General features: G+C 57.8%; 21 protein-coding genes and 2 pseudogenes. 5 read left to right on the top strand and 18 right to left on the bottom strand.

The window, feature by feature from the left end; all coding sequences use genetic code 11:
- Window positions 1-220: ATP-binding protein (locus P0D89_RS40870; protein WP_408378397.1), on the top strand; the 220-nt coding region annotated here is incomplete at its 5' end.
- 708 nt (window positions 221-928) lie between these two features.
- Here the strand turns inward: P0D89_RS40870 and P0D89_RS40865 are convergent.
- From P0D89_RS40865 to pxpA, 12 genes are all read right to left on the bottom strand, one after another.
- The gene (locus P0D89_RS40865; protein ID WP_408355141.1) at window positions 929-1198 is read right to left on the bottom strand and encodes a DUF1488 family protein; all 270 of its coding nucleotides are present in this window, start codon (window positions 1196-1198) and stop codon (window positions 929-931) included.
- Between the two features lie 203 nt (window positions 1199-1401).
- Window positions 1402-1752, bottom strand: coding sequence for a GNAT family N-acetyltransferase (locus tag P0D89_RS40860; RefSeq protein WP_408378394.1), 351 nt, complete (start codon window positions 1750-1752; stop codon window positions 1402-1404).
- Window positions 1753-1799: 47 nt separating this feature from the next.
- On the bottom strand, window positions 1800-3173 hold the full coding sequence (locus P0D89_RS40855; RefSeq protein WP_408378391.1) for an acetyl-CoA carboxylase biotin carboxylase subunit: 1374 nt from the start codon (window positions 3171-3173) through the stop codon (window positions 1800-1802).
- An 8-nt stretch (window positions 3174-3181) separates the two neighbouring features.
- On the bottom strand, window positions 3182-3427 hold the full coding sequence (locus P0D89_RS40850; RefSeq protein ID WP_408355132.1) for an acetyl-CoA carboxylase: 246 nt from the start codon (window positions 3425-3427) through the stop codon (window positions 3182-3184).
- A 14-nt stretch (window positions 3428-3441) separates the two neighbouring features.
- Entirely contained in the window at window positions 3442-4449 is a 1008-nt protein-coding gene (locus P0D89_RS40845; RefSeq protein ID WP_408378389.1) for a 5-oxoprolinase subunit C family protein, read from the bottom strand.
- Between the two features lie 4 nt (window positions 4450-4453).
- Window positions 4454-5314: a 5-oxoprolinase subunit B family protein gene (locus P0D89_RS40840; RefSeq protein WP_408378386.1), complete on the bottom strand. Its 861-nt coding sequence runs from the start codon at window positions 5312-5314 to the stop codon at window positions 4454-4456.
- A 28-nt stretch (window positions 5315-5342) separates the two neighbouring features.
- Complete coding sequence (locus tag P0D89_RS40835; protein WP_408378383.1) at window positions 5343-6197, bottom strand: ABC transporter permease; 855 nt, start codon at window positions 6195-6197, stop codon at window positions 5343-5345.
- Window positions 6194-7108, bottom strand: a complete 915-nt coding sequence (locus P0D89_RS40830; RefSeq protein ID WP_408378381.1) for an ABC transporter permease — start codon at window positions 7106-7108, stop codon at window positions 6194-6196. Before P0D89_RS40830 ends, P0D89_RS40835 begins: the two co-directional genes overlap by 4 nt.
- A 26-nt stretch (window positions 7109-7134) precedes the next feature.
- On the bottom strand, window positions 7135-8340 hold the full coding sequence (locus P0D89_RS40825) for an ABC transporter substrate-binding protein (RefSeq protein ID WP_408355117.1): 1206 nt from the start codon (window positions 8338-8340) through the stop codon (window positions 7135-7137).
- 31 nt (window positions 8341-8371) lie between these two features.
- Window positions 8372-9508 (bottom strand): ABC transporter ATP-binding protein, encoded by a 1137-nt coding sequence (locus P0D89_RS40820; protein WP_408378378.1) that lies wholly within the window; start codon window positions 9506-9508, stop codon window positions 8372-8374.
- A 53-nt stretch (window positions 9509-9561) separates the two neighbouring features.
- A complete protein-coding gene (locus tag P0D89_RS40815; RefSeq protein WP_408378375.1) occupies window positions 9562-11070 on the bottom strand; it encodes a hypothetical protein in 1509 nt (502 codons plus the stop codon).
- A gap of 20 nt (window positions 11071-11090) precedes the next feature.
- Window positions 11091-11816 carry a 5-oxoprolinase subunit PxpA gene (pxpA, locus tag P0D89_RS40810; protein WP_408378372.1) on the bottom strand — a complete coding sequence of 242 codons (726 nt, stop codon included), beginning with the start codon at window positions 11814-11816 and terminating at the stop codon, window positions 11091-11093.
- Between the two features lie 404 nt (window positions 11817-12220).
- Here pxpA and P0D89_RS40805 point away from each other — a divergent pair, with 404 nt between their 5' ends.
- Complete coding sequence (locus P0D89_RS40805; protein ID WP_408378369.1) at window positions 12221-13300, top strand: phosphotransferase; 1080 nt, start codon at window positions 12221-12223, stop codon at window positions 13298-13300.
- Between the two features lie 6 nt (window positions 13301-13306).
- Window positions 13307-14644: an aspartate aminotransferase family protein gene (locus tag P0D89_RS40800; protein ID WP_408378366.1), complete on the top strand. Its 1338-nt coding sequence runs from the start codon at window positions 13307-13309 to the stop codon at window positions 14642-14644.
- 65 nt (window positions 14645-14709) lie between these two features.
- On the opposite strand, the gene P0D89_RS40795 is transcribed toward P0D89_RS40800, so the two are convergent.
- Window positions 14710-15513: a GntR family transcriptional regulator gene (locus P0D89_RS40795; protein WP_408355102.1), complete on the bottom strand. Its 804-nt coding sequence runs from the start codon at window positions 15511-15513 to the stop codon at window positions 14710-14712.
- A gap of 389 nt (window positions 15514-15902) precedes the next feature.
- On the opposite strand from P0D89_RS40795, the gene P0D89_RS40790 reads away from it, so the two are divergent.
- Window positions 15903-17375 (top strand): NAD-dependent succinate-semialdehyde dehydrogenase, encoded by a 1473-nt coding sequence (locus P0D89_RS40790; protein ID WP_408355100.1) that lies wholly within the window; start codon window positions 15903-15905, stop codon window positions 17373-17375.
- A gap of 60 nt (window positions 17376-17435) precedes the next feature.
- Here the strand turns inward: P0D89_RS40790 and P0D89_RS40785 are convergent, their stop codons facing one another.
- The 4 genes and pseudogenes from P0D89_RS40785 to P0D89_RS40770 all read right to left on the bottom strand — a co-directional run bounded on the left by P0D89_RS40785 (window position 17436) and on the right by P0D89_RS40770 (window position 24505).
- Window positions 17436-17708, bottom strand: coding sequence for a hypothetical protein (locus P0D89_RS40785; protein WP_408355097.1), 273 nt, complete (start codon window positions 17706-17708; stop codon window positions 17436-17438).
- Window positions 17709-17926: 218 nt separating this feature from the next.
- Window positions 17927-18133, bottom strand: a pseudogene (locus P0D89_RS40780) (SOS response-associated peptidase family protein); the annotation flags it as partial.
- A gap of 82 nt (window positions 18134-18215) precedes the next feature.
- A complete protein-coding gene (locus P0D89_RS40775; RefSeq protein ID WP_408355094.1) occupies window positions 18216-18863 on the bottom strand; it encodes an H-NS family nucleoid-associated regulatory protein in 648 nt (215 codons plus the stop codon).
- 143 nt (window positions 18864-19006) lie between these two features.
- The gene (locus P0D89_RS40770) at window positions 19007-24505 is read right to left on the bottom strand and encodes a DUF4011 domain-containing protein (RefSeq protein WP_408378363.1); all 5499 of its coding nucleotides are present in this window, start codon (window positions 24503-24505) and stop codon (window positions 19007-19009) included.
- A gap of 499 nt (window positions 24506-25004) precedes the next feature.
- Here P0D89_RS40770 and P0D89_RS40765 point away from each other — a divergent pair, with 499 nt between their 5' ends.
- Window positions 25005-25823, top strand: coding sequence for a GIY-YIG nuclease family protein (locus P0D89_RS40765; RefSeq protein WP_408378360.1), 819 nt, complete (start codon window positions 25005-25007; stop codon window positions 25821-25823).
- An 80-nt stretch (window positions 25824-25903) separates the two neighbouring features.
- Here P0D89_RS40765 and P0D89_RS40760 read toward each other — a convergent pair.
- Window positions 25904-26021, bottom strand: a pseudogene (locus P0D89_RS40760) (H-NS family nucleoid-associated regulatory protein); the annotation flags it as partial.

Genomic DNA, 26021 nt, shown 5'->3' with positions numbered 1-26021 from the left:
AGTGACAACGAATCTGGACTTTGCCGAATGGTCCAGTGTGTTCGGCGACGCGAAGATGACCACGGCATTGCTGGACCGGCTGACGCATCACTGCCACATCGTGGAAACCGGCAACGAAAGCTACCGTTTCCGCCATAGCAGCGCCAGTGCAAAGAAGCGTATCCGCTCGCGCGAAGCAGCGCGCAGAGCCGACGGTGCGAGCGCGAACGAATCGGCCTGATCGTCGCTTGCCGCGCAGCGGAAGCCGCTACGGGCTACGCCCTTCGCAGCTTCCGCCGCGCAACGAGGCCCCACACGAAGGAGGACAAGCACTCTCGAAACCCATACACTTATCCACAACCGGTCCTGCTTCCGACCGGTCTCCACCCCGGCTCAAAACTCGATCGGCGCGGTGGCTCAAAATTCAGTCGGCGCGGACAGTTTACTGGGTTGGAGCCTGTTTAACGAGAACAGCTCCCCCTGCAGTGCCAATGAAAAACCCTCCGGGCACGGGTGAGTACCTCGTCGCAGGACTGGCCGGCTGTAGAGCAGACGCCCCCCTATTTTTCGTCGTTGCACCTTGAGGCAAGAAGAACCAGAAGCTCATCCTTCAACTGGCCATTATGTGTTCGTTGCATGGTCATCGAGAATGGCAAGTCGCGTCGCGAGGTATGACGTGTCCGCATTGAGCCATTGGTCAGCCAGAGCTACTACCAGAACCTCGGGATGCAAGCGAACATCTGCCGTCCGATGACTCGTAGTTAATGCGGCGACATCGGGCAGTTGTCAGGTCGATTCTGACAGGTGTTTAAGCGAAGAGAGCGCCGTTCTCTGGTCGTTTTGCAAAATTTCCGCTTCCACCGGTTGGTGCCGTGATAAAGCGCCCGCCGTCCACTGTGAATCAGTGGCTGCAACTTGCCTGTCAAAGGAGCCGGTGGCGGGTTTCTTGTTACTTGCGCGCGAAATCGACCGCAGCCAGGATGACTGGCTCATGTGTCGTCGTGAGCGCCTTTCTCTCGGCGATTACGAAGATGCGCTGCCGGCCATTCACGAATGCTTGCAAAAGGCGCTCTTCTGCGGTGTCAGGTGGCAGCCAGGAGTCCTGCACCAATGCGTCTTTGGCGATAATGCATTCGACCGTACGGCCGTGAGCGGCAACGCTGAAAGCAATCGCCGAACCGTCGGGCGAGACGTCCGGAGTGATAACCGCGGTGACCATGTTGAAGAACTCTTGAAGACTTGAGCCTGTGCAATCTGCCACGTCGCATCAAGTGCGTTGCAATGGATTGTACTGGCACGTCGGCCCACCCGTATCGTGCAGGCAGGCTGCCGGAGCCAGCCTCTACATGTGCTGGTCGACCCATGCTCTAGCCCACTCAAGGGCGGCGAACTGAGCAGCCTCTTCAGTACGGAACACTGCAATCACTCCAGAGCCGTCGACCTCAGGCAAATCCCCGATTCTGGACACAACATTGCAAACTGCGTACTTGCCCGGATTTCGGCTGGCGCAGTGCTCCGGTCCGCTACGATATAGCCGGCCCGTTGAAAGAACTCGGCGGCGGTCGTCGTCAGCAACCACAATTCAGAAATGTCATCGGCCCGCGCAATGTTCTCGGCGTAAGCCAGTAATTGGCGACCCAATCCTTTCTCGCGAGCGTTGCTCGCTACCACCAGTGACCGCAGCAGCGCACTTGTCCCGGATTTCTCGAGACCAACGCACCCGATGCCCCCCCCCGTTTGCGTCCTCTGCGACCAAGAAGTCGTTGAGTGCAATGGCGAATATTCCCAACGCCGCTGCCCCTGAAATCGATTTCCTGCCCTTAATCGGTGATGCCGCTCACGATTCTGGAGAGATTTGCTTCCAGATATCCGGTGTGATAGTCGCCCGCACGGAAGCCGTCGTCGTCGAGCAACGCAAGATGAAGTGGCTTCGTAGTCTTCAGGCCTTCGACGTCGAATTCGTCAAGTGCACGCTTCATGCGTTCGATTGCTTCAGGTCTGGCACAGTCCCAGACGACGACCTTGGCAAGAAGGGAGTCATAGTATGGGGGGACCGAGTAGCCTTCGTATAGATGTGTGTCGACACGTACTCCTGGTCCTGCCGGTAACCGCAATTCGCTGATTGTACCTGGCGCCGGCATGAAGTTTTTTTGTGGGTCTTCCGCATTGATGCGACATTCAATCGCGGTACCACGTAACACGATTTCCGCCTGGTTGTGTTGCAAGGGTTCTCCGGTGGCAAGCCGCAGAGACTCCCGCACAATGTCGATACCCGTAACCATCTCTGTAATTGGATGCTCCACCTGAACGCGGGTGTTCATCTCGATGAAAAAGAATTCCGAGGTCTTCGGGTCGTACAGATACTCGACGGTGCCGACACCGCGATAGCCGACAGACTCCGCAAGTGCAACAGCAGACAAACACATCTTTTGGCGTACAGCACCGTCCAGCGACGGAGACGGAGCTTCTTCGACCAGCTTCTGTCTACGCCGCTGCAGCGAGCACTCGCGCTCGAAAAGATGTATCGCGCGCTCGCCGTCCGCCAGAATCTGGACTTCCACGTGACGCGCCAATCCGACGAATCGCTCGAGATAAAGTCCGCCATAGCCGAATGCGCTATGGGCCTCACGAGTCGCGATGGCGTATTGAGCCTCCAGCTCTTTCGCATCTGCTGCAACTCGAATGCCTCGTCCTCCCCCGCCAGCTGCAGCCTTAAGCATGACCGGGTAGCCGACCTGGTCAGCAGTCACAAGTGCGGCGGCGAGATTTTCGACCACACCCTCGCTGCCTGAAACTGTCGGTACGCCTGCTTTCATCGCACAGGCTCGTGCCTGCGCCTTGTCACCCATCAATGTAATAGCTCGTGGCGACGGACCAACAAAAATCAGACCAGCGTCGACGACCGCCTGCGCGAATCCTGCGTTTTCTGACAGAAAGCCGTAGCCGGGGTGTACGGCATCGGCACCGGCCCCTTTCGCCGCAGCCACCACCGCCGCGATGTCGAGATAGCTCTTTGCTGCCGGGGCCGGTCCAACGGTAATCACTTCGTCGGCCATACGCGCAGCAAGACTGTCAACATCGGCCGCGCTACAGCCAAGAACGGTCTGCATGCCGAGCTCGCGCGCCGCACGAATGATACGCACCGCAATCTCGCCCCGGTTCGCGACAAACACCTTCCTGATGCGTTGTTGCATATCGTTCCTCAGCTCGTGGAAATGATAGCAAGCACAGCATCAGAATCTACGGCTTCGCCGTCGCCTGCAACGAACGAGGTCAGTGTTCCCTCGACGCCCGCATACACCTCATTGAACTGTTTCATCAGCTCGATGCTGCCAATCACGGTTTCCTCGGTGACGACCTGTCCTTCGCTGACAAACGGTGCTTCGCCGGGAGCGGGGCTTCGATAGAAGGTGCCCGGAATCGGGCTTTTGACATCAACATCTGCCATGTGTGTTCTCCTTGTTAGGCCTTGACGCTGTCCACTTCGACAAGCGATTGACTGCTGCAAAGCTTGTCCAGTCGGCGCCGTCCTTCATTCGCGTGGGCCATGGTGACCCGTCGAAAACGCAATTTTGCGTGTGGCCTGGCCTGTCCGAGACGCCACAGGTCGAAGCGCGGAACCGTAAAAGGCACGAAAAAACCGCCCGCGCTCGGTGAATCGTTAATGAAGACAATAGGCGTCTGCCCTGCAATGCTGATACCTCCAACCGGGTATCCATGGTCCAGAATGTTCGAGGGCTCGCTACCGTGTTCAGCAGGCTTCGCATACGCCTGTGGCGAAAAGGTAAATTGCGGACCAGACAGGCGCAGGCCCGTTCGATTGCTGTTTGTACTCACCGTCCATTCGCTATCGAAGAACATCATGACGGAATTGTCTTCGAGCCACGTGTTGTTCGGTCCGAGCATCGCCGCGATGCGCGAGTCTGATAACCCGGCCGATGCTAACGGGTCAATGGGCGGCCGCGCGCTGTCGACGACGGTCAACAGCTTGCGCACGGGCTTGGCTTCTCCGAGAGGCACTTGCTCCCCGGTTTTGAGCGAACCACCGCTGATGCCGCCGATGCCAGCCATATGGAAAGTCGCCCGTGAGCCAAGCACACTCGCGGTTGCGATGCCTCCGGAAACCGCGATGTAACCTCTTGCACCGGTCTTCGCCGCTGCGCACGCGAGCACCTGACCGGCACGCACGTGAATGGTCTGCCACAGTGGGACAACTCCGTCGTCCAGCTTTGCGACCACGTCCGCTCCAGTCAAAGCGATGGCGCAGTCACGATGAAAACGCAGCGTCGGGCCAATGAACTGCCACTCCAGCGCGGCGGTGTCCCGGTGATTTCCAACCAGCAAATTGGCGAGTCGAAAAGACCATGCGTCCGCGGGACCGGACGGGGGAAATCCCTGTTCCCAGTGCCCGATGCGGCCGGGCAACTCCTGTACCGTGGTCTCGAGCCCATGCTTGACTACTTCGAGCATCGCCTTACTCCTTTACGAGGTCGCGCAGCCAGTCCCGATATCGGGCGACCGAGAAAATCTGATAGTCAATCGTCGGATGGTGATACGTTCCGTCATTCACTTTCGCCTCGATGAAGTCGTACTCCTCCCTTCCGATTGGAGTAAAGCGGACTCGGTCACCGGGCCGGAACAAGGCAAGACTGTCCTTAAACGCCGCAAGCCGCTGGTCCTTATCCCAGATTGGCATCGGCGTGCGCGCGAATATCTGGTAGCCACCCGGCGTGCGGTCCGGATACACGCATGTCAGTCCGCCGCCCACCCCAATTGTTCCCTTCGGTGTCCAGCCGCGCGGCGGGTTGTACTTGGGCGCTGCGAGCCTGGCGCGAGGGTCGAGCGGCATGAGCGAGCAGAGCCCTGGCCAGAAACCCAGCGCGGCCACCCAGTATTCCGTACTGGAGTGCATGCGTTGCAAAGCCGCCCGGTCGGCCAGCCCATTCGCCTGACAGAGCAATTCCGGGTCCGGCAGCTTGTCGGGGTAGGTTTTGCGGTAATCCGCCATACATTCTTCGGTCCACGGGTCGAAGTAGTAGAGCGGGACGTAGAAAAGCCGGCTAGGCATCTCCGTCACTCCGACTCCCGACTGCTGGGCGAAAATGCTTTGTATCTCCATCACTACATCGTCATAGGAGATGCGGTCGGGGTCGTACGAAACAAGCAGTGATGCCAGTTCAGGCACCAACTCGATGACACCCTCGATGTCGGCTTCGCGGATGGAGTGTGCGAGAGCCTGAACCTTGACGTTCAGGTCAAAGCTCATTTCGTTACCGAGCTCGACCTCAATAAATGAGTCGCCCGCCGGACTGAATCGCGGCTCTGGATGGTGCATGGTCGCCTCGAATGATAATTGAACGGTGTCAGTTCTTGTCCATGCGGACGAAGAGCACCCAGAACAGCGCGGCGAGCGAGGGCAGCACAACGGCCAGCACAATCGTCTCGAGACAGAAAATCACCGGGACCTGCGACTGCTGCGACGAGGCCATCATCCAGTTCCAGATGGGCATCGTCTCTGCAGTACCGCGGAGGAAAATCGAGCGCTGGACTTCATTGAAGGAAATCAGAAACCCGAAAGTGCCTGCGCCAACAATGCCCGATCGCAGTATCGGCATCTCGATATCCCAGAACGTGCGCCAACCGGACGCGCCGAGGTCTGCAGCAGCCTCTACGAGGCGACTGTCAAAGCGTGTCGTCAGCACGAGGACAATCAGCAACGAGAACGGGAACGCCCAGACGACATGCCCGAGAAAAATCGACCAGTAGCCCAGCGTCAGTCCCATCATCGGGCGAAGGAAGATGAACTGGGCCGCACCCATCGACATGCCGGGAATGAAGAGCGGCAACACTGCCAGCAGAACGAGCGTGCCGGCGCGTTTCGAATGCGGCAACACGCGGCCCACGAGCGTCGCCGTCACCGCTGTGACGACACCGACCAGGAGCGCAATCAGCAGGCTGATACCGAATGGAGCAAGCCAGTCGCCGGACTGGAACAGCGCAACGTAGTTCGCCCCTGAAAATGGGAGCGGAAGCCCTGATAGTGGCTGCGCACTAACCGACATCAGCGCAAGCCACAGCAATGGGAAGTAGATGAATGCCAGCGCGCCGAACGCAATAAACTTCGCGACCCGCGGCCACCCCGCCCAATAACTCCAGGCACTTCCTTGGGCTTGCCGGTTCATCGTCGATGCCGGCATATCAATGACTGACTGGTTCAACTTTGCAGGCTCCGGAATGACATGGACAGGTCGGCAAACCGGCGCGTCAAGAACATCAGCACCGCGAAAATGACGCCAATCATGAGAACGACAAAGCTCGACAGCGCGGCAACAACCGGATACCGCAGCGCACCGTATGCACTATCAACGGAATTGCTCAGCATGTTGACGAATCCTCCACCAAGCAGATTCGGCTCGACCCACGATGCCAGCGCTGGCCCGAGGGTAAAGATGACGCCTGCAAGCACACCGGGAAGCGAAAGTGGAAGGATGACGTCCACGACAATGCGTGCTGGGGTCGCCCCGAGGTCTGCGGCCGCAGATATCATCGTGTCGTCGATAACGCTGATGGCCAAATAAATCGGCAAAATCATCATGGGGAAGTACGACACCACCATGCCGAAATGAACAGCCGCTTCCGTGTACAGCATTCCCTTTATGGGAGATTGAATGACATGCAGAATCGTCAGGACATGGTTAATCATCCCGGTCTCATCCAGAATCCCGCGCCATACGATGATGCGGGATGACTGGTCAAGGAAGAACGGAATGGTCAGCAAAGCCAGAACAACTGCCCGGGTCGTCTTCGTGCAGTTGCCTTTCGCCAGCCACAGCGCGGAGGGGAATGCGAGGAGTAGTTCGATGAGCGTGACGGTCAATGCAATCCGCAGGGTTCGCACCGTCACCTCGAAGCGGCCCGATGTGAAGATGCTTTCCCACGTCTTGAGCGACGGCTCATAGACCATCATGAAGTTGCGGCTGTCGAAAAAGCTGTAAGCAACGAGGACCACAAGGGGGGCGATTACGACGAACAACCATATGCATAGAAAGCTGCGAAGCAGCCACGGTGAGCGCTCAAGCGGTGTTCGCATGCGGGCGCGACTCGAGAACTTCTGAATCAGGTTGCTCATGATGTCGTCCTTCGCTCCCCTATGGGTTACGCATTGAGAAACCGCTGCCACTCTTCTTCAAGCGAGTCCGAGTGTGAAGGCGTGGTAGTGCTGACGAACGGCTTGGCAAACTTCCTATCCACCTTTTCCTGAGTGGCCTTGAGATTCTGAATCTGGTCGGCCGACCAGCTATGCGCGGTCGCGTATTCGACAGCAAGGTCCATGTTAGGACCCGCATAGCCGCGGTCACGAGCCTGCAAGGCGCGGTACTCCCCGTCGAGGAAGTAATTCAGCATTTTGTAGACGGTGTCGAGATTGCCGCGGTCCTTTGCTTGCGCGGCAATATACGCACCGTGCCCCCATTTGTAATATCCCTCCATGGTGTATGCGTATCGTGTCTTGCCATCGCCGAGCTTCAGGTTCGCCTCGCGCACGGCCGGCTCCCAACAATTCAGCACATCAACCTCGTGATTCGAAAGCAACTGAATCTGCTGCTCGAACGAGCTGACCAGCGTACGGAACTGCCCCGCCTTTTTTCGTGCAACGAGGAAGTCCACGACTGTTTTGGCTTCCGCGGGAGTCAGGTCGGCAGGGTCCCCAATTTTCGCCTTCCCAGTGGACTTGAGATAAAGCGCTGCGACGCCAATCGAGTAATTCCAGGTGTTGTCGTAACCGACACGACCACGTGTACGGTCGTCTTCGAAGACGGTTTTCCAAGAAAGGTCCGCTGTGCCGTCAGCCTTCACTCCGAGCTTGTCTGGGAAGTAGCCGAAGCTGTCAGCGTTGCCGATAACGGGTACCCCATACTGCTTGCCATCCTTGCCAACGACAACCGCCGAGCGTTTCCATACATCAGGCGTGCGCTGCCAAAGCTTGAGGTTCGGATTCTTCTCATCGATGACGAGATATGCACCCTGCGGCCCGAGGATGTTCTGTGTGCCACCTTCGAAGATGAAAATATCTACCTTGTTACCCATCTGGGAGGCGAGGATGTCGCGCATGAAAACGCCAACATCGTTGTTGGAACCGACGTACTGCATCTTGAGTCCCGTGGACTTTTGCAGCACCGACCAGTCCTTGAGTTGCGCGGTCGTCACCCCGTACGCACTCACCGCTTGCGAATCGGCTGCTGCAGCGACGCGGCTCAGGCCCAACGTACCGGTAATTGCTAACGCTCCGGTAGCGGCAAGGCCCTTCAACATGTCGCGCCGGGTCAGGTCCAGTTGCGACGTGGTGGAATGGCGGTCTTTCATGGTCAATCCTCTCTTTTGACTACCGGATAAGTTAATGAGGAAGAATCACGCAGTCCTGCACGCGGCAGGTCACTGCATCGAATTCGCCTGGTGTTGCGCTTTGGTCCCAGCTACGAATCTTCAGCCGCGTAGAGTCAGGGGTCAGTGCCGTCTGGTCTGTGTACTTGCCGCGATAAACGTGTTCGGCCGGCGCGCATGCGATGACGTTGCTGGCACTGACTGCCCCCGTTCTCTTACTGGGCGTCAACCGTTCGGCCCGAACTGCAAATAGTGCTGCATCGCCCTGCCGCAGATGTGAACCGGAGGCGCATACGCCACGAAGAGTCGTTCCATTGAAGTCGACAGTCGCCTCACCACCCTCGATGATGGTCTGGACAGAGCACGGAAGCACGTTGTCGAAACCCATGAATTCCGCCGCAAAACGGCTTGACGGCCGGTCGAAAAGGTCTTCCGGCGTACCGCACTGTTCGATGCGCCCACGGCGCATCAGAATGATGCGGTCGCTCATCGTCAATGCTTCTTCCTGGCTGTGGGTAATGTAGATGAAGGTCATGCCGAGCGCGCGATGTATGTCGACCAGTTCGGCCTGCATGTCGTATCGCAGCTTTTCGTCCAATGCGCCCAGAGGTTCGTCAAGAAGCAGGACGGCCGGTCGCGTCACAATGGCTCTAGCCAGCGCGACACGCTGGCGCTCGCCACCTGAAAGCTGGCCGATGCGCCGGGTGCCCTTTCCAGCCAGACGAACCATAGACAGTGCGTCGTTCGCCTGACGCTTGGCTTCATCCTTGCCTACGCCGCGCAATTTCAAGCCATAGCAGACGTTTTCCTCTACCGACATGTGCGGAAAGAGCGCATAGCTCTGGAACACAGTCGTACAATTTCGCTTCGCAGCCGGCACGTCTCGGACATCAACGCAGTCAAGCGTCAGTTGCGCTGCGTGCGACACCTTCTCGAGGCCCGATATCACACGCAACATCGTTGTCTTTCCTGAGCCACTCTCCCCGAGAATCGTCAGAAATTCGCCGCGCCTGACGTCGAGCGATACGTGGTCAAGTGCAGTTACCGAACCATACTGGTGCACCAGGTCGACCGCCCGCAGGATGTAATCGTCTTGTCCTTTGGCACGGTCGGGTGCCTCGCGGGAATCTTGTTTCACGTCGGTTGACATACCCACAGAAGAAACCAGAGTCTGAGCGTACCCGCCTACTTCGCTGCTCACTCTTAACATATCAAGACCTCGACAGTCAGCATGGTTGCAGCAACCGAAATCGCATGCTGCAGGATGGCAAGGGTGGTCGACAGAGGGTCAACCGTCCGATACTTGAATTCTGAGTCCACAACGCCGCCGCCAGCATTACTGGCCAGTTGTGCGGCCACTGCACGGCAGCCAGCGGCAATGCAGTCGAGTGCCGCACGGCGTACGTCACCAGCGCTGTCCGCCTTCAACTCTATGAGTGATGCGGCCACTGAGAGAAGTGCCTGACCGCCCCCCTCGACAACACCGGAAGCTCTCGAAGCAGCCAGCGCCGCGAGCGCAGCGCGAGCGCTTCCGACCCGTTCCTCCGCCTCCCAGTGCGTACGACCGCCTATTCGCAGAACGGCCCAGTTGCCCGCGAGTCGTGCAGCACGTCTTTGAAGTCTTTCCCGGTCCAACGCCAGATACCGCTGGGACCCAGCCTGAGCGGACAACAATGCGCGTCGCGCATGAATTGCATTCGCGTCGCCGTTGGGCTCCGAAAATATGGCGCGACCGCGCTCCAGAATCAGCCGCGAGGTGCGACCCAACATTGATGGACGGACATTTGCCATCGACGTCCCAGTCTCTTCGCTAATAACGGTGGCGCCAGTGGCCGCGCAAAGGTCGTCGAGCAGATGCATGGCCTGTTCACCTACCTCGGCCGGAATCAATCCGAGGACATGCATCCGAAGCGCGGCTCGGTTAGCCGTCAGCGTGCTGCGCGCCGCACCCTCGAAACCTCGTGCGACGATGACCAGAGATTTCGAGTGCAATGCAAACTGCTCGAGAACTCGGGCGAGCGGGCCAAAGTCAGTCAGTATTTCGTTGACGACCAGCACATGCACCGAGTCCATCTCAACACGCAGGCCTTGTTCTTCTGTTGAAAGGCCCGTGGCTTCGGGTACGACATCGAGACAGTAGCCGGAATAGCGTTCAAGCTGGATGTCGGAACCAGTTCCTTGCTGGATATCGATGGCGCCCTTCTCCGACGATGCGGAGTAGGCGTCACTGAGGGTGCGCGCGATGTCTTCGTCAGCGCAAGCGCTACGTGCTACGTCGAAACCGTCAGCCGCCTCGCATCGCTGCGTTTCGACGAGAGCGGGCATCTCACTCTGCAGCCCGTGGATTTCCTTGCAAAGCAGAGCTGGCGCGGTCCCATGTGCAACGTGTTTTGCCGCCTCTGCGTAGATGGCGACTGCGATACATGCGGTACGCGCGGTTCCGTCTTCGAGGTCGCGCTGAACATCCCAAAGAGCATCCCTCAGGATACGGAGCGCAACTGTGCCGGCACCTGACTCTTCCGTCACACGACGTGCAATATCAAGCCCCGATGAACTGTGTTGCGGACCGCCCGAACCTCCGTCATACAGAAGGCCTCGGCCATGCGGGCCGAGCGACGAGCCGATTGCACGCGCGCCAATGGAGAGGGCCCGCAGTACTAACACGCGCGCTTTCGCTCCCGTAACGATTGTCGATGTGCTCACGGCTTGCATGTTCGCGATTCCGTATCGGTTTAGAGGCGGTCCGCGACCGCTTCATAAACCGCCTTCGCGAGAGGCAAAGCACCGGGAGTGTCGCTATGAACACATATCGAATCGATAGCTACCGGCACAGATACACCATTGATGGACGTGGCGGTCTTCTCGCGCAGCGCTTGCATGACCTTGGCAACTGCGTCTTCTGGCGCAACCGCCTCGTGAATCATTGTGATGATTTGACGACCTTCGTCGTCGTATTCGAGGTCTGCATAGAACTCGCACGAGTACTCGACGCCACGCTGGTCGAACACGCGCGTCATTTCACTGTCCGTGCACGCGATAACGGGGAGCCCGAGTGCCAACGCAGCGTCAGCAATGCCTTCCGCCACGGCGTTGTACTTCATGGCCATGCCCATCAATGCGCCGTGGGGCTTGATATGCGAAAGCGTCATTTGCTCTGCATCCAGAAATGCTCTCAGCGCTCCGGTCTGGTACAGAACCAGCGCAGCCGTCTCATTGCGCGAGAACTTCATTTCCCGACGCCCGAACCCCTCCCGGTCCGGCAGGCCTGGGTGCGAGCCGACCTTGACGTTATGCTGCTTCGCAGCGCGGACCGTCCGCCACATGACGTTTGGGTCAGAAGCATGAAAACCACATGCGACGTTCGCATGCGTGACGTAAGGCATTAACGCGGCGTCGTCACCCAGCTGGTAGATGCCAAACGCCTCGCCCATGTCACAGTTGATGGTAAGACCTTTCATCGAATGTCCTTTTGACGGGAGGCCGCCAGTTCACACAATTCGTCGCGGCGCGACATGCACCATGCCAGCGGAGGAACCTGGCGGAGACCACACCTTCGCCGCTCACCCGAGCCACCAACCCACGGTAGTCATTCGAGATATGATATATCGCATTTGCCGGGAAAAAAATAAAAAATCGTCGTCTTTTTTGACGAATTTCCTCCTCGCCAAACACGATGGTCCGGGACGAGGAAAGTCTTCGACTCATCGTCAAATCCGCCACAGGCAAGGACTTTCTGGCGATTAGCTTGCCATATCCCCGTTCCGCACATCGTAAGCGCTCGAAAAAATCACGCATCGACGTGTTGCATGATATATCATGTCTCGGCGATTTAAACCCGCACTTTATTGTGTCCGGAGATATCATGGTCGATGTACAAACCAATGCGGAAGCTCAGACCGACAAGCTCGAGAGCAGCATCCTGAGCGTTGCTGCTGAAGAGATTTCGCTTGCTGAGGCGGAGGAACTGGCGTCACGCCATTTCGGAATTGACGGTGCTGCATCACGCCTGACGAGCGAGCGCGACCAGAACTTCAGAATCGTCGCGGGCGACGGAGGGGAATACGCGCTCCGGATTAGCAACCACGCGGAAGACCCTGCTATAAACGACTTCCAGGTGTCGGCCCTGCTACACATCGCGCAGGTCGACCCGCGCATTCCCGTGCAACGCGTTTTTCGTGCGTTGAACGGGCAGCCGCATCTTCGGCTGCCTTTTGAGCAAGGCCGGCTCCGGGCCGTACGACTTCTGTCATATCTTCCCGGTGTGCCGCTCAATACGGTGCAGCGGACGACGGCGCACCGGCGAGAGCTCGGAACGCATCTGGCAAAGCTGGACTTGGCGCTAAGGGACTTTTCTCATCCCGCTGCTGGTCATGAACTCGCCTGGGACATCCAGCACGCGATCGGTATACGCCCTTTGATTGCACATATTCCGGACATCGGCCGACGGCAGCTTGCGGAGGATTTTCTGACTGCGTTTGAGACCAATGCGAAGCCGGTACTGTCCAAACTCCGCGCGCAGGTCATTCATAACGACCTGAACTTCTACAACGTGCTGGTCGACCCAATCGACAATGACCGGCTAGCGGGCATTCTCGATTTTGGCGACATGGTTCTCAGCCCGCTCGCCGTCGACGTAGCGGTCGGAGCGTCGTATCACATGAACACCACAGACGACCCTTGGGACGCGGTAGCAGAGTTTGTGTCCGCGTATCACGCTGTGTTGCCGCTTGAGCGCGACGAGGTAGACCTGCTCTATTACCTGATTGCCGCCCGCTTCGTGGTCACCGTGGCGATTACCGGCTGGCGCGCCGAACGCTATCCGCAAAACAGCGCTTACATCCTCAAGAACAACGCCAGCGCCTGGCAGGGACTGGCACACCTCTCAACCCTAAAACGCGACGTAGCGCAGCGTAGGCTTCGAGTCGCTTGCAACATGGAGTAGTGAGTTATGGTTAAGCCATTGATGGTCAACGCTTTTAACCCTGCGAATGCTGAAAATCTGGATGCGGGTCTGCGCGCGCTTCTCGCCCGTAGACAAAAGGTCCTCGGCCCTTCGTACAAGCTCTTCTACGAGGAACCTGTCCACCTGGTTCGCGCAGAAGGTGTCTACATGTTCGATGCGCAGGGAAATCAATATCTGGACGTCTATAACAACGTGCCGTCAGTGGGGCATTGCCATCCGCACGTAGTCGAAGCAATTACAAAGCAGGTCGCCACGCTCAACACGCACACGCGCTACCTCCATGAACTGATTCTGACATACGCGGAAAAGCTGATTGGCACATTCCCGCCGGAACTGTCCAATGTGATGTTCACGTGCACCGGAAGCGAAACCTCGGACCTTGCGCTACGCGTCGCGCGCAATTTTACGGGCGGCACAGGCATCATCGTGACGGAGACGGCTTATCACGGCATTACCTCCGCCGTTTCGGAAATCTCCCCGTCTCTGGGCGAGCACGTACCGCTGGGGCAACATGTGCGCACCGTTCCCGCGCCGGACTCTCTGCGCGGCGAAGGCGCAGATGTCGGCGAGACCTTCGCAAGGAACGTGCAGGCCGCCATCGACGACCTGAAGCGGCATGGGGTGAAAGTCGCCGCGCTTATCGTCGACACAATTTTTTCCAGCGACGGCGTGTACGCCGACCCCGCAGGCTTTCTCGCTCCGGCGGTTGAGGCAATCCGTCGAGCGGGCGGAGTCTTCATCGCGGACGAAGTGCAGCCGGGATTCGGTCGTACAGGTGATGCAATGTGGGGTTTCCAGCGGCACGGCGTCGTGCCGGACCTGGTCATCATGGGTAAGCCAATGGGCAACGGGCTGCCTATCGCAGGCCTGATTGCGAAACCTGAAGTGCTACAGGATTTTGCGCTTCGCGCACGCTACTTCAACACGTTTGGCGGCAACCCTGTGTGTTGTGCCGCAGGTCTTGCCGTGCTGGAAGTCATGGAAAACGAGCAGTTGATGCAGAACGCCAAATCCGTGGGCAGTTACATGAAGCAAGGTCTTGCGGAACTGGCGCGTCAGTACACGTCTATCGGTCAGGTGCGCGGAGCCGGTTTCTTCATCGGAGTTGACCTGGTCAAGGACCAGGAAAGCCACGAGCCCGCCCCGGATTTTGCCATCCGGCTTGTGAACGGCCTGCGCAAGCGCTTCATTCTGATTGGCGCGTCCGGCCCCGAAGGACATGTACTCAAGATTCGGCCGCCTCTGCCGTTTTCGCGTCAAAACGCAGAGCATTTCCTGAGCGCAATGGAAGACGCGCTTCGGGAAGAGAGTGCGCGGCAGTAAAACAAAAAAGGGGTAGCCTGATGCTACCCCTTACTCACCTATTGCTGAGCCGTAAGCGCGCGTATTTACTTGCGCGCCACCCTACGAGGCGCAACAGGCTGTACCGGCTGTCTGGCTGACGCCACAACACGCTTCCGGGCGGGTGCCTCCAGTTCATTTTCGCCTTGAAAAGGCAGGCGCGCCTCGACGCCCTCAGCAACAAGCGTCTGCAACCGGGGCATCAGCGCATCTTCCGCGGCGACCAGGTCTTCTACAAGCTTCTCTCTCACGACGTCAGCGTCACCCGATTCGATTGCTTTGACCAGTTCGTGGTGGTGAACATTGGCGTGCTCACCGCCGTAGTCGGGGTCCTCAAGCAGACCGTAGAAGACCGGCCCGACCTGGCCCCACAAGCCTTGAATCATCTCAAGCAGACGCGGGGAGTTGGCCTTCTCATAGATTGCGAAGTGAAATTTCTCGTTGAGCTCACGATATGCCGTCCTGTCGCCGCGCTCGATAGCCCCGTCCATGGCGAGGAGCGTTTTTTTGAGGCGTGCGATATCCGAAGCCTTGAAGAAATGCGTGGCCGTCTGCGCTGCCAGGCCCTCAAGCTCGTATCGGATTCGATAAATCTCGCCGAAAGCTGCTGGCGAAAGGGTTGGAACGACAATGGAGCGGTTCGGCAGCATTACCAGCAGACGTTCAGCGACGAGACGCTGGAGCGCTTCGCGCACTGGCGTCGTCGAAATCCCATAGCGCTCAGCTAGCGAACGAATAATGAACACCTGACCGGGGTGGAAACTGCCTGATATCAAGCCACCCTTCAAGAGTGCATAGGTGCGGTCGTTCAGGTTTTGGTGTTGGAGTTTATCTTGCAGCATGTCGACCATCTCTTTGGCCCTCGTTGATAGTCTCGCTGCTATAGGGCGAAGACAGCGAAAGGGTTCGGCTTTTAGCGGCTGCAGGTAATGCCGACGCAACGCTAGGGCCCTTTAAATAACGTTTTCGTCGCCCATCCCACCGCCTGACCGACGGTGACCTGCGGCCTTTCGGAAAGGGCGAAGAAACTGGGTTTCGTGTTGTATCATATATCATCAACGGTCGCAATTCCATGCCAGTCAGCCCGCATCCAAGATGCGGCGCATGCCATCGTCGCGGCAACTGAACCCGTGCTAAAAGAAGGACCGCGAACGAGTGACCTCGCCGGCAATGCGAACACCGCCGAAGTGGGCAACGCAATCGCGGCACGCATCGGCCTAACTAACAAGGAGTAGATACAATGACCATCAGCCTTTCAAAAGGCGAGCTCATTCGCGAGAATAATTTTATCGGTGGCCTATGGGTTCCGGCGACAGATGGTGCACAGTTTGCGGTAACTAACCCTGCCACAGGCGAGGTCGTTACAAATGTCGCGAACAGTGGCCCGGCGGATGCGCGCGCGGCAACAAACGCTGCAGCTCAAGCGTTTCCTATGTGGCGCGACACGTTGCCCAAGGAGCGCGCCGCCGTGCTGCGTCGGTGGCATACGTTGATTCTGGAGAACGCGAATTCGCTCGGCGAACTCATCTCGCTGGAACAGGGAAAACCTCTCGCCGAAGGCCGCGGTGAAGTTGCCTACGGCGCCTCTTATGTCGCCTGGTTTGCCGACGAAGCGACGCGTATCTACGGTGACATCATCCCGCAGCAGCAACGCGGAAAACGCATGACAGCAGTGAAGGAGCCTGTCGGCATCGTTGCAGCCATTACGCCCTGGAATTTCCCGCTTGCCATGATTGCCCGAAAGATTGCGCCCGCGCTCGCAGCTGGGTGCACCGTCGTGGCGAAGCCTGCTGAAGACACCCCGTTGACCGCGTTGGCGCTCGCGCTACTTGCCCACGAGGCAGGCGTGCCGGCGGGAGTGTTGAACGTAACCAGTGCTTCGCGTGACCACGCAGTGGCAACTGTCGCCGATTGGCTCGAAGACAGTCGCGTACGCAAGATTACTTTCACCGGGTCGACGCCCGTTGGGAAATATCTCGCGCGCGAGTCGGCATCGACTCTCAAGAAGCTCTCGCTCGAACTGGGTGGTAACGCGCCGTTCATCGTCTTCGACGACGCCGACCTCGACGCGGCTGTAGCTGGGCTTCTCGCCGCGAAGTTTCGAAATGGCGGCCAGACATGTGTCTGTCCGAATCGCGTGTATGTGCAAGATGGCGTCTACGAACGCTTCGCCACTTTGCTGAGTGAACGCGTAGCTGAGCTCAAGGTTGCTCCCGCCACTGACCCTGCTGCCCAGATTGGCCCAATGATTAACGTGCGCGCGCTGGAGAAGATTGCCCGTCATGTCGACGACGCCGTGAGACACGGTGCACGAGTGTTAACGGGGGGCAATCGTCTGTCTGAGCTTGGCCCGCACTACTTCGCGCCTACTGTACTGGCCGACGCGACCGCGGACATGGAGTTGTGCTGCGAAGAAACGTTCGGCCCGGTAGTACCGCTTTTCCGCTTTACGGACGAAGCCGAAGCCGTGCAGGCAGCCAACGACACACCGTTTGGTCTTGCGAGTTACTTCTACAGTCAGGACGTCAGGCGCATCAACCGCGTTGGCCGTCAGCTTGAGGCTGGCATCGTTGGCATCAACGAGGGTGCGCTCGCGAGCGAAGCCGCACCCTTTGGCGGGGTGAAGGAATCAGGCTACGGGCGTGAAGGCTCAAGGTATGGTCTGGACGACTACCTATCAATCAAATATCTTTGCCAAGGCGGGCTGGACTGAACGACAAGTGTTGAGGCCATACCTCCACGACAGCGGTGTCGTGGAGGTCTTCTTTTACGGCTAGTCCCCAAACGGGTTCTCGGTGTCTTTCACTTCGGTATTGAGGTTGTATTCCGCACGCACGGCCTTGAGTACGCCCTCGATGTCGCGCTCGAAGCCGACCGCATTGCCGAAGTGGGTCATGTTCCAGTTGCAGCCTGTCTTGTCAATCTCTTGCAACTGCGGCCGCGGCACACGAATCTTCACGCCATCCTCGACGATTTCCTGCAGTCGATGGATTCGCCGGTTGACCTCCTGCTGTAGCTGCGAAGCGTTGAGCATCTTGCGCATCATCCAAGTCTCCTTCCGGTTGCTCAAGCCAGTCTAGCGTAAGTGAGGCGTTCCGTGACCTGGCGCTGAAATGCAAAGTGCATGAGAGAGAGCAGGCGCCTTGGTTCGTCGGGGTGCGTCAGTAAGTCAGTCCGCGACAATCACGATGACGCTGCCGCCAACGCCACGACCAGCGATGTGCGCACCGTCCCTGCCCTCACCGACGTTCGCCTGGCCAATCGTTATGCCGCAAGTCGATGCTCGTAGTATTGACGGTCCCTGTCATCAAGTATCGCGTACATTGCCTCTAGGTCCGACGCGTTCGGACTAAGCCAGGCGTCCATGTTTTCCGGCTTTATAGGAATAATGCATCGGTCGTGACCAGCTGCCGCAATCGCAAGTGGCGGCGGCTCATCCGTAATCGCTGCGAATGAGAGCAAGCCGCGCTCGCTTTAGTGTCGCTCAACCAATCAAGAACTTCCTACGGTCCTTGGCACCAGCCAGCCACGCCGGAGCGCGTCCACGGCCGCTTCATGTCGCACCCGACTTGGGGTCAACATATTTTGCAGCCTGCCGACCTTTCGGCTGACGCTTGCGAGGACTTGCACCCACAGTCTTCGGTGCCTTTTTGGCCGCAGTCTTTGCCTTGCTCGAAGGACCCGCCGTCGTCGCAACATTCGCTTCAGCGGTACCTGAAATCCAAAACCTATCCCGTTTTTTGGCCTCAGCAATCCATGCGGGTGCGCGGCCGCGACCAGACCACGTTGCTCCCGACTTTGGGTCACGATACATCGCCGGCTGCGGCCCTCGGAGATAGCTGCCAGCCGTTTTTGCCTTCGTGGCTGAAGCCGGCTTCCCGGTCGCAGTGCTGGCATCAACCAAAAACTTGTCGCGATTCTTTGCATTCGTAATCCACTGCGGAGCACGTCCGTGCCCGGACCACGTCGCACCGCTCTTTGGGTCACGGTATCTGGCAACAGGTGTAGCCGACGTTGCCGCGGCTTTCTTTGCGCGTCCCTTGCCGCCAGCATGCCCATCAATGTCCGCAGCCGTCAGGCCGTGTTCTGTCATCAGTTTCCGAATCTTTTCGACGACGCCCGATGACTGTTTCGCGATTAGCGCATCGGCTTGTTGTTCCAGTTTTTTGATTTTTGCCTGCATAGATTCCAGAGTTGCCATCTTTCTTCTCTCCCGTTGTATTGCTCGAACTATGCCATGTCGTCCGCTCATGGGCGCCGCGACGAGACGGCCGACTAGCACTGGTACGAGAAACGATAACGATTCCCAAGTCCCAACAACGAAAGTTCGATCCTTTCGCCACCTTATACCGCGGCGTCGATTCGGTCGCGTTTGACCTGATGGATGATGAGGGCCTGCGTCGGCATTGCAGGAACGCGAAGCACGACTGTTTCACCTGCGGTCGCGCCGATAAGCGTTTGCGCGAGCGGGGTATGTTGGGCGACAAAGCCTTGGGCAATATCCGTCTTGTGTGCCGTGATACGAATCGTCAGCGCCTCGTTCGGCTTTTCGGCCGGACTGTACGTCACGAGGTCTCCCACTTCAATTTCCAACTCTTCGGCGTCGTCGACGTCATCGAGAATGGTGATACTCGGAACCTGCATCTCATCGACCTTTTGGGGATTCAACTGCGATGCAGCAGCGACGCGAGGAGGCTCTTCCACTGACTGCCGAAACTCGACAGGCACCTCAATATGGCGCAGCGATTCAAGAAACGCGAGTAGCTTCTCGGCTTCAGCGCGCGGCGACCGGAACCAAGAGGTGCTCCAGATGCGATAGATTTTCCCGCGCCAACCAAGGCTTTCCAGAATCTCCTGGCGAATGCGGTCACGGTCACGCACCGAGACGCCCGTGTGATAGCTCGCACCGTCACACTCCACTGCCGCGAGGTATGTCGAGGGATAATCCGGATGCCGGACTGCGATATCAATGCGGAATCCCGCGACGCCGAGTTGCGGCGTAACCTCATATCCCTTGCTCTTGAGCACATCGATGACCGCAACCTCGAAATCGCTATCCGGCTCGAGGCCCGTCTCGACTTCGGTCGTCAAAACTCCGTTGCGGGCATAGGCAAGGTAGTTCCGAAGCGCCTTCGTTCCTAAGGGTGTCTTTTCGTCGGACACGATGTCTTCAGGCTGCATTGAGCTAAACACAGCAACTGACTTCCGAGCGCGCGTGAACAGAACGTTCAATCGACGCCAGCCACCTTCCCGACTAATCGGACCGAAGTTCTGTCGGACCACGGACGTGTTTCTCGGTTTGCCAAACGTGGTCGAGATGATGATACGGTCCCGTTCATCGCCCTGTACGTTTTCCAGGTTTTTAACGAAGAGTTCCATGCCTCGCGCCGCCCATTCCTTCTTGTACTCGTCGGCCTTGACCATTGGGCGAATACGTTCTGTGAGCAGTTCATCTATGAGGTCGCGTTGCTTCACGTTCAGCGTCACAACCCCAAGTGAATCGTCGGGGCGAGTCAGGATATGGTCAACGACAGCATCTACGACGCGTGCGGCCTCCACTGAGTTCATCTGGTTTTCATAGATACCATCGGCCACGTAGTGATAATGCAAACCCAGCGCTTTGCCATTGGGATAAGGCGACGGAAAGAGCACCAGATTTCCACGATAGAACTCCGCGTTCGAGAAAGCGATGAGCGACTCGTGCCGCGAGCGGTAGTGGAATTTCAGTGTGCGAACTGGCCGGAAGTGACCAATCATCACGTCTAGGATAGACTCTGCATCGACAGCAGCAATCTGCGCCGAACTATCGTCGTCAGGCGTTTGTCCCATACGGGAAAAAAACGTGGTCGGTGGCAATTGCTTTGGGTCTCCAACAACAATGAGTTGCGTGCCACGCGCAATAGCTCCAATTGCTTCCTCCGGTTTCAACTGGGAGGCCTCGTCCATCACGATGAGGTCAAAACTGATAGTGCCAGGTTTTAGAAACTGCGCGACGGCCTGCGGTCCCATCATAAAACAGGGCTTTAACGCCTGAATGGCGCGGCCGGCCTTCTGAAGCATCTTTCGAACCGGCACTCGAGGGCGGCTTTGTGGTATCAAGTAGCGCAGCAATTCCATCTCGGTTTTGTCATCGACCCGCGCACCTGCGTTACCCGCTGGCGGAGCCGAATGTGTCCGGCAGCGTGCTGCGACCTGTTGTCCTCGCAAGCGGATAAGCTCCCGGTCCAAGTCTCCAAATTCCTTGCGAACCGTCGAATGGCGAGTACCACTGAAGCGACTGAGTTCGAGATACTCACGAAACAGCGCGTGGGCGATAGAGGAGTAGAACCGGTATCCGAAGACTTGCGTAAGATGTGCAGGCGGGATTTGAGAAGCCTCCATGAGCTCGACGAACGGAGTCAGCTCTTTCGCTTCTACGTCTGCACGCAGTTGGAAGTATTGGACCCATGGTAGCAGCTCGTCGAACGCTTCCAGAGCGCGCGTCGCTCGCGCCGAGAGTTCCGTCACGTACTGCAGGGGGGCAACCGGCTCCCCGCCCGCCCACTCGACCAGATTGAAAGCGCCAAGGGCGGCCATTTGCTCGGAAAAAATTTCCAGCGCAGTCCAGCCTGCTTGAATTGCGCGAACCAGACCGGACAGCCGGACGTGGTTCTCCGCGCTTGCGGCTGCAAGCAGCACGGACTCGACGCTCTCAGGAAGGCGCGCCAGCTTGACGAGGCGACCATAGGTAAGCGCGCCAAAGAGCGGCTCGAGGTCGGTGTGAGCGCCATGTAGATGCTCAGCCAAAAGGTCGCGCGCGTGCTCATCGTGAGAAAGCGCCTGACGCAGACCTTCCAGCTTGTGAGCGGCCCGGACCGAGGCTACCGCGTTTTCCATCGCGATATCGGGAGAAAGCTTCCCTCCAAAAAACGTACCGACCTTCTCCATGTCAGCTGCGATAACTGAGGCGAAGGTAAGTCGTTCGGCGGCAAACGAGGATTGCTGGAACTGCATCAATGACAGCGACGTAGGTGGCAGCACCGTGCTAATCAATTCGTCGAGGCTTGCGATGTCCATGAGAGCCTTACCAGCCTTGTCCTTGACGACCCGAAGCGCCGCAATCTGGGAGACGTCGATAGTAAGGGGGTCGAACAGCTGTGGCTCAACATCGGCAATCTTGAGGGTTCGCTGCGCGTCAATCAGCCATTCGGATGTCAGCGCCAGCTCTTCGAACGGCGTGTTGGCGGCCAGATAGAATTGTCCCGCCAGTCGCGTGACAACCACGTTGGTTGACCAGGCGACCTGGTGGTTCTGGTACTTGCGCAGCGCCTCAAGTTCGGCGAGCCGTATCGCGCTGGTGAGCTTCTGCTTTTTGACTCTGCAAAGGCGCTCATGCACGGCGAGACTCTTTCGCCAGAGTCTCTGTGTCCACCGATACCAGGTCGGCCCCTCTCGAAGCGTATCGATAGCCTGTTTCAGGGTGGCATCATCAGAAACTGTATCAAGATACAGCTTCGCATCGAGTGTCGCACGCGCCGACTCAAGCTCAGCGAAGGTGACGGCAGCCGCTCGCAATGTTGCGGCTGCGTTGGGTTCCAGCAGCGAAGGATGTCTGAAACGGAACCGGGAGTCGGTCGCAGATTCGGCTACCGTGAGCATGGCGGATAGCTTGGCGAATCCTTCCTTTGAGAAAGGCACCTCTATCTTCGCGATGTGAAATAGCGCGGCGAGTTCTTTCAGTCCGTGCTCTGCCTGAGCGATGCGTGCACGGATGAGCGCCGGGGTGGTGAGGAACTCGCGAAGCCTCGTCTGGCCTACTTCCCAGAAATCGAGAAGTTTAATGTGCTCGTGCAACGTCTCTATGTCTTCGTCACTCGGCGGCGTAGTAGCTGTCCAGTTGCCAGCGCCTGCCTGCGATTGCGAAGCCATCTCGGCAAGGCGCGTGCGAATCCGATTTAGTGTATGCTCGGCCGTTTCGCCGTAGGGGTCATGCTCCGTGAAGATTCGAGGCAGCGCGCCATAGGCGACGTCATCAGGGGAGCCCGGTGCAATGGCGACCAGGCTCGACAGCAACGCTGCAGCATTGCTACCAGACTTGCTGGCCGGAGTTTCTGCGCCGAGGAACATCGACGCGTCGGACAATGCCTGGGCGAAAGTCTCACAATCCTGAATGTGCCTTGTGAGCAATCGCTCGAGTCGCACTTCGTCGCCCGGTTGCAGGACCTCCGGACAGAAGCCCGACCAAGGATGGTCCGGTTTGCGTCTGTCAACCTCTACGAACTGCTTTGCCACATAATTCAGGAGGTCGGCGAGCACCTGAAATTCACTCTGCCCCGTCGCGGGTGCACTGTAATAGAGCAGGTCTTCTGCCACTTTCGCGGATGCTTCACATTTCTGCCGATAGCGCTCCGCGCGCCACATCACCTGATAGACGGTCAGCCCTTGGACATTGCCGTGGACACCATTGAGCATGTCCGCGTAGGTCTTGAGCTCAGAGCGTTTCGTCTCGACCGTCTTGACGAGAGCTTCGAGGCCGTCGGGAAGCCGCGGCCTGAAATTGATGCGCGTTTCGAGGTCTTCGAGAACGCGTTTTTTGTTTGTCTTGTTGCTGTGGAGTTCAAGGACAAACGCTTCTAGGCCGGCTTGCTGAAGACGCGTCTTTACAACCTGAAGCGCCGCCAGCTTTTCGGACATAAAAAGCACGCGCTTGCCCATAAACAACGCCGTCGCAATCAGGTTTGTAATGGTCTGCGATTTGCCGGTGCCTGGCGGCCCCTCGATAACGCCGTGCTTCCCTTCAATAGCATCAATCAGCGCAGAGTGCTGAGACGAGTCGCAGTCGTAGATAAGCGGCAGGTTGGCCAGCTTATGGTCGTCGACCGCATAATCAGTCGCATATTGGGCGTCATCGCCGTCCGCATCGGTGTCGCGTCCGCCTTCGAACACCCGCTTCACTACAGGATGCGTAAGCAGCGAGGACTCTCCTTCGTCCGTAGGCCAGTTTTCTGGGCTCAGTTCACGGACAAGCAGCATTGTGGCGAACGAAAGCAACGTCAGCGTCGCCATCCGCCTTACGCTCCAGCGAGGCAAATGCTCAATAGCCTCTTCGACCGCTTCAAGGTAGCTGGAAAGAGAAAGCGATTCTTCGTTGAATGCAGGCAGAGATAGGCCGAAATCACGTTTGACCTTTTCCCGAAGTGAGATGTTTTCTGTAAGTTCCTCACCTGTATATGCGACGGTGTAGACGTCGTAATTGCCTTTAGTCACGCGCTCTAACCGAACCGGCAAGCTCAACAGTGGCGCACGAAATAACTTGTCGCTGTTTTCGGCTTCAGGGTATTCAAGGAAACCCAGAACGAGATAAAGCATGTTGGCGCCGGTTTCCTCGATAGCTAGTTTGGCTTCGCGCTCAATCTTGCGGCAATGCAACGCCAGGTCTTCTGCATAGAAGAGTGCGCGCATTTGTGCCCCTGACGCAGTGGTCGCAGGTAGCCTCGTATTGCCTTGCGCCAACTCGTAACTCGTCGATATACCCACGGAGACGGCATAATCTCGAGCATCCGGGCGAGTGAGCCGCCCAGCTTTCATTACCCACGCACCGCGCTCCGGCTCTGGAACGCTAGTGAACGTCACCGCTGCCACGTTGGGAGTATCAATTAGCCGGTTGTAGACGACCTCTGGACTACATTGGACGAACTGCAGCGATTTGCCGGCCGTGGGCTTGAAGTTGAGAAGTCGATTTCTGCTGGTCAGGTCCAGCAGACGAAGTCGCAGCTGATTAAGTGCATCTTTTATTGGAACGCTGCCTGAAAACAAGTTCATCTCGGGAACAGGCATGTTTGCTTCGTTATCGTATTCGTTCACTTAACACCTCAACGGCTATATTCCGCTTCCCCGTTTATGCGCCTTGAATCTTTTAGAGGGATTCACTTTTTTGGAAAAAAACTTCGGAGGCCTCCATGGCCCCAACCTGATGAAGCTGGAAAATACCGCATCTTAACTGAGCGCCTATCGCTCGGGCTCACTTTGCTTTTTTGCTGTTGCAGGGAGACCGCGGTCTGTAATGCCAGCACGAGAGCAATTGGCCCCGAGTCAGAGACTCCTCCCTGGTGCCAAAGCTGACTCCCGTTCGGTGAGCGGAGAGTTTATGACTGGAAGCCTACGCATTCCAATGCGGGTCAAACCAGCATCTTTCATAGACCGGACGGCGCCCCGAAATGGATTGACAATGCGCTTGCGCCCTGCACAATGCCGGGCAGCAGAGCTGAATGTTGGCTTATCCCATGACGTCAACAATTTTGCTCCTAGAGCATGGCGATAAAACCGTACACTCATAGTCCGTCAACAACGTGGCGACAAGCTAATGAACAGACTACTCGACATCGGCTTCCAGCTGGCGGGGCATTGGCTTGTTGCGGACGGAAAGCTCATCTTCGCGCCTGTACGGCACGGCGAGGAGCGCAATGTGCTGTACGCGTTCGTTTGTGATGGAGAAGTCCGCTATGTCGGCAAATCGGTCCAAAAACTAAGGGAGCGGATGGGCGGCTACAGGTCGCCAGGGCCAAGCAGCACGACGAACATCCGGAACAAGCAAAGAATCCTCGATTTACTCGCAGGTGGCACAGCGGTCGACATCTACGCGCTACCCGACAACGGGCTCATGCACTATGGGCCGTTTCACCTGAATCTCGCCGCTGCCCTTGAAGACAGTATCATCGAGACTCTCAAACCGGAATGGAACAGGCCAAATCGGAAAGACAGCCTCTCCAGAAGTTCAGTCGGGGAAGCGGACCGGAATGCCAACGGCGCAACGGTCGACACATCAGAGAGTGACATCGGACAGTTGGCGTGTGACGATAAGTTGGAGAACAGTAACGCGTTGGTTCTGTCGACCTTCGATTTCACGCTGCAGCCAACGTATTGGAACCGTGGCTTTTTTAACGCCGGGGTGAACGGTTCGCCGGGGCTGGGCGCCGACGGCGAAACCATCGAGATTTTCTACGGCGACGAAACGCAAGCAATGCTTGGTTCCATCAACCGCGTAGTAACTGGCAACGGTACGGCACGCGTGTTTGGCGGTAAGGCGCTAAGCAAGCGGTTTCAGACGCTTCCCCAGAGGACCCGCATACAGGTTCAAGTCATGTCGCCCATCTCCATTTGCGTTCGCCCGTTAGACGCCTGACGCACAGGATGTCTATCGTGTATCAGTAGGCATCGTACGTCGGCAGACTTGAGCTCCACGAGCACGACTGCCACTCAGCCTATCAGATACTTCGACCGGTCCTTCACTGTTGCCAACCACCCCGGTGCACGCCCACGCCCGCTCCAGGTCGCGCCCGACTTGGGGTCAAGGTAAAGCGCCGGTTGAGCGCCCTTCGGG

The sequence above is a fragment of the Paraburkholderia sp. RL18-085-BIA-A genome, assembly GCF_046027075.1.
Taxonomy (GTDB): domain Bacteria; phylum Pseudomonadota; class Gammaproteobacteria; order Burkholderiales; family Burkholderiaceae; genus Paraburkholderia.
Note: the sequence above shows the minus strand (reverse complement) of the source record. Positions and strands in the feature narration are given on the sequence as shown.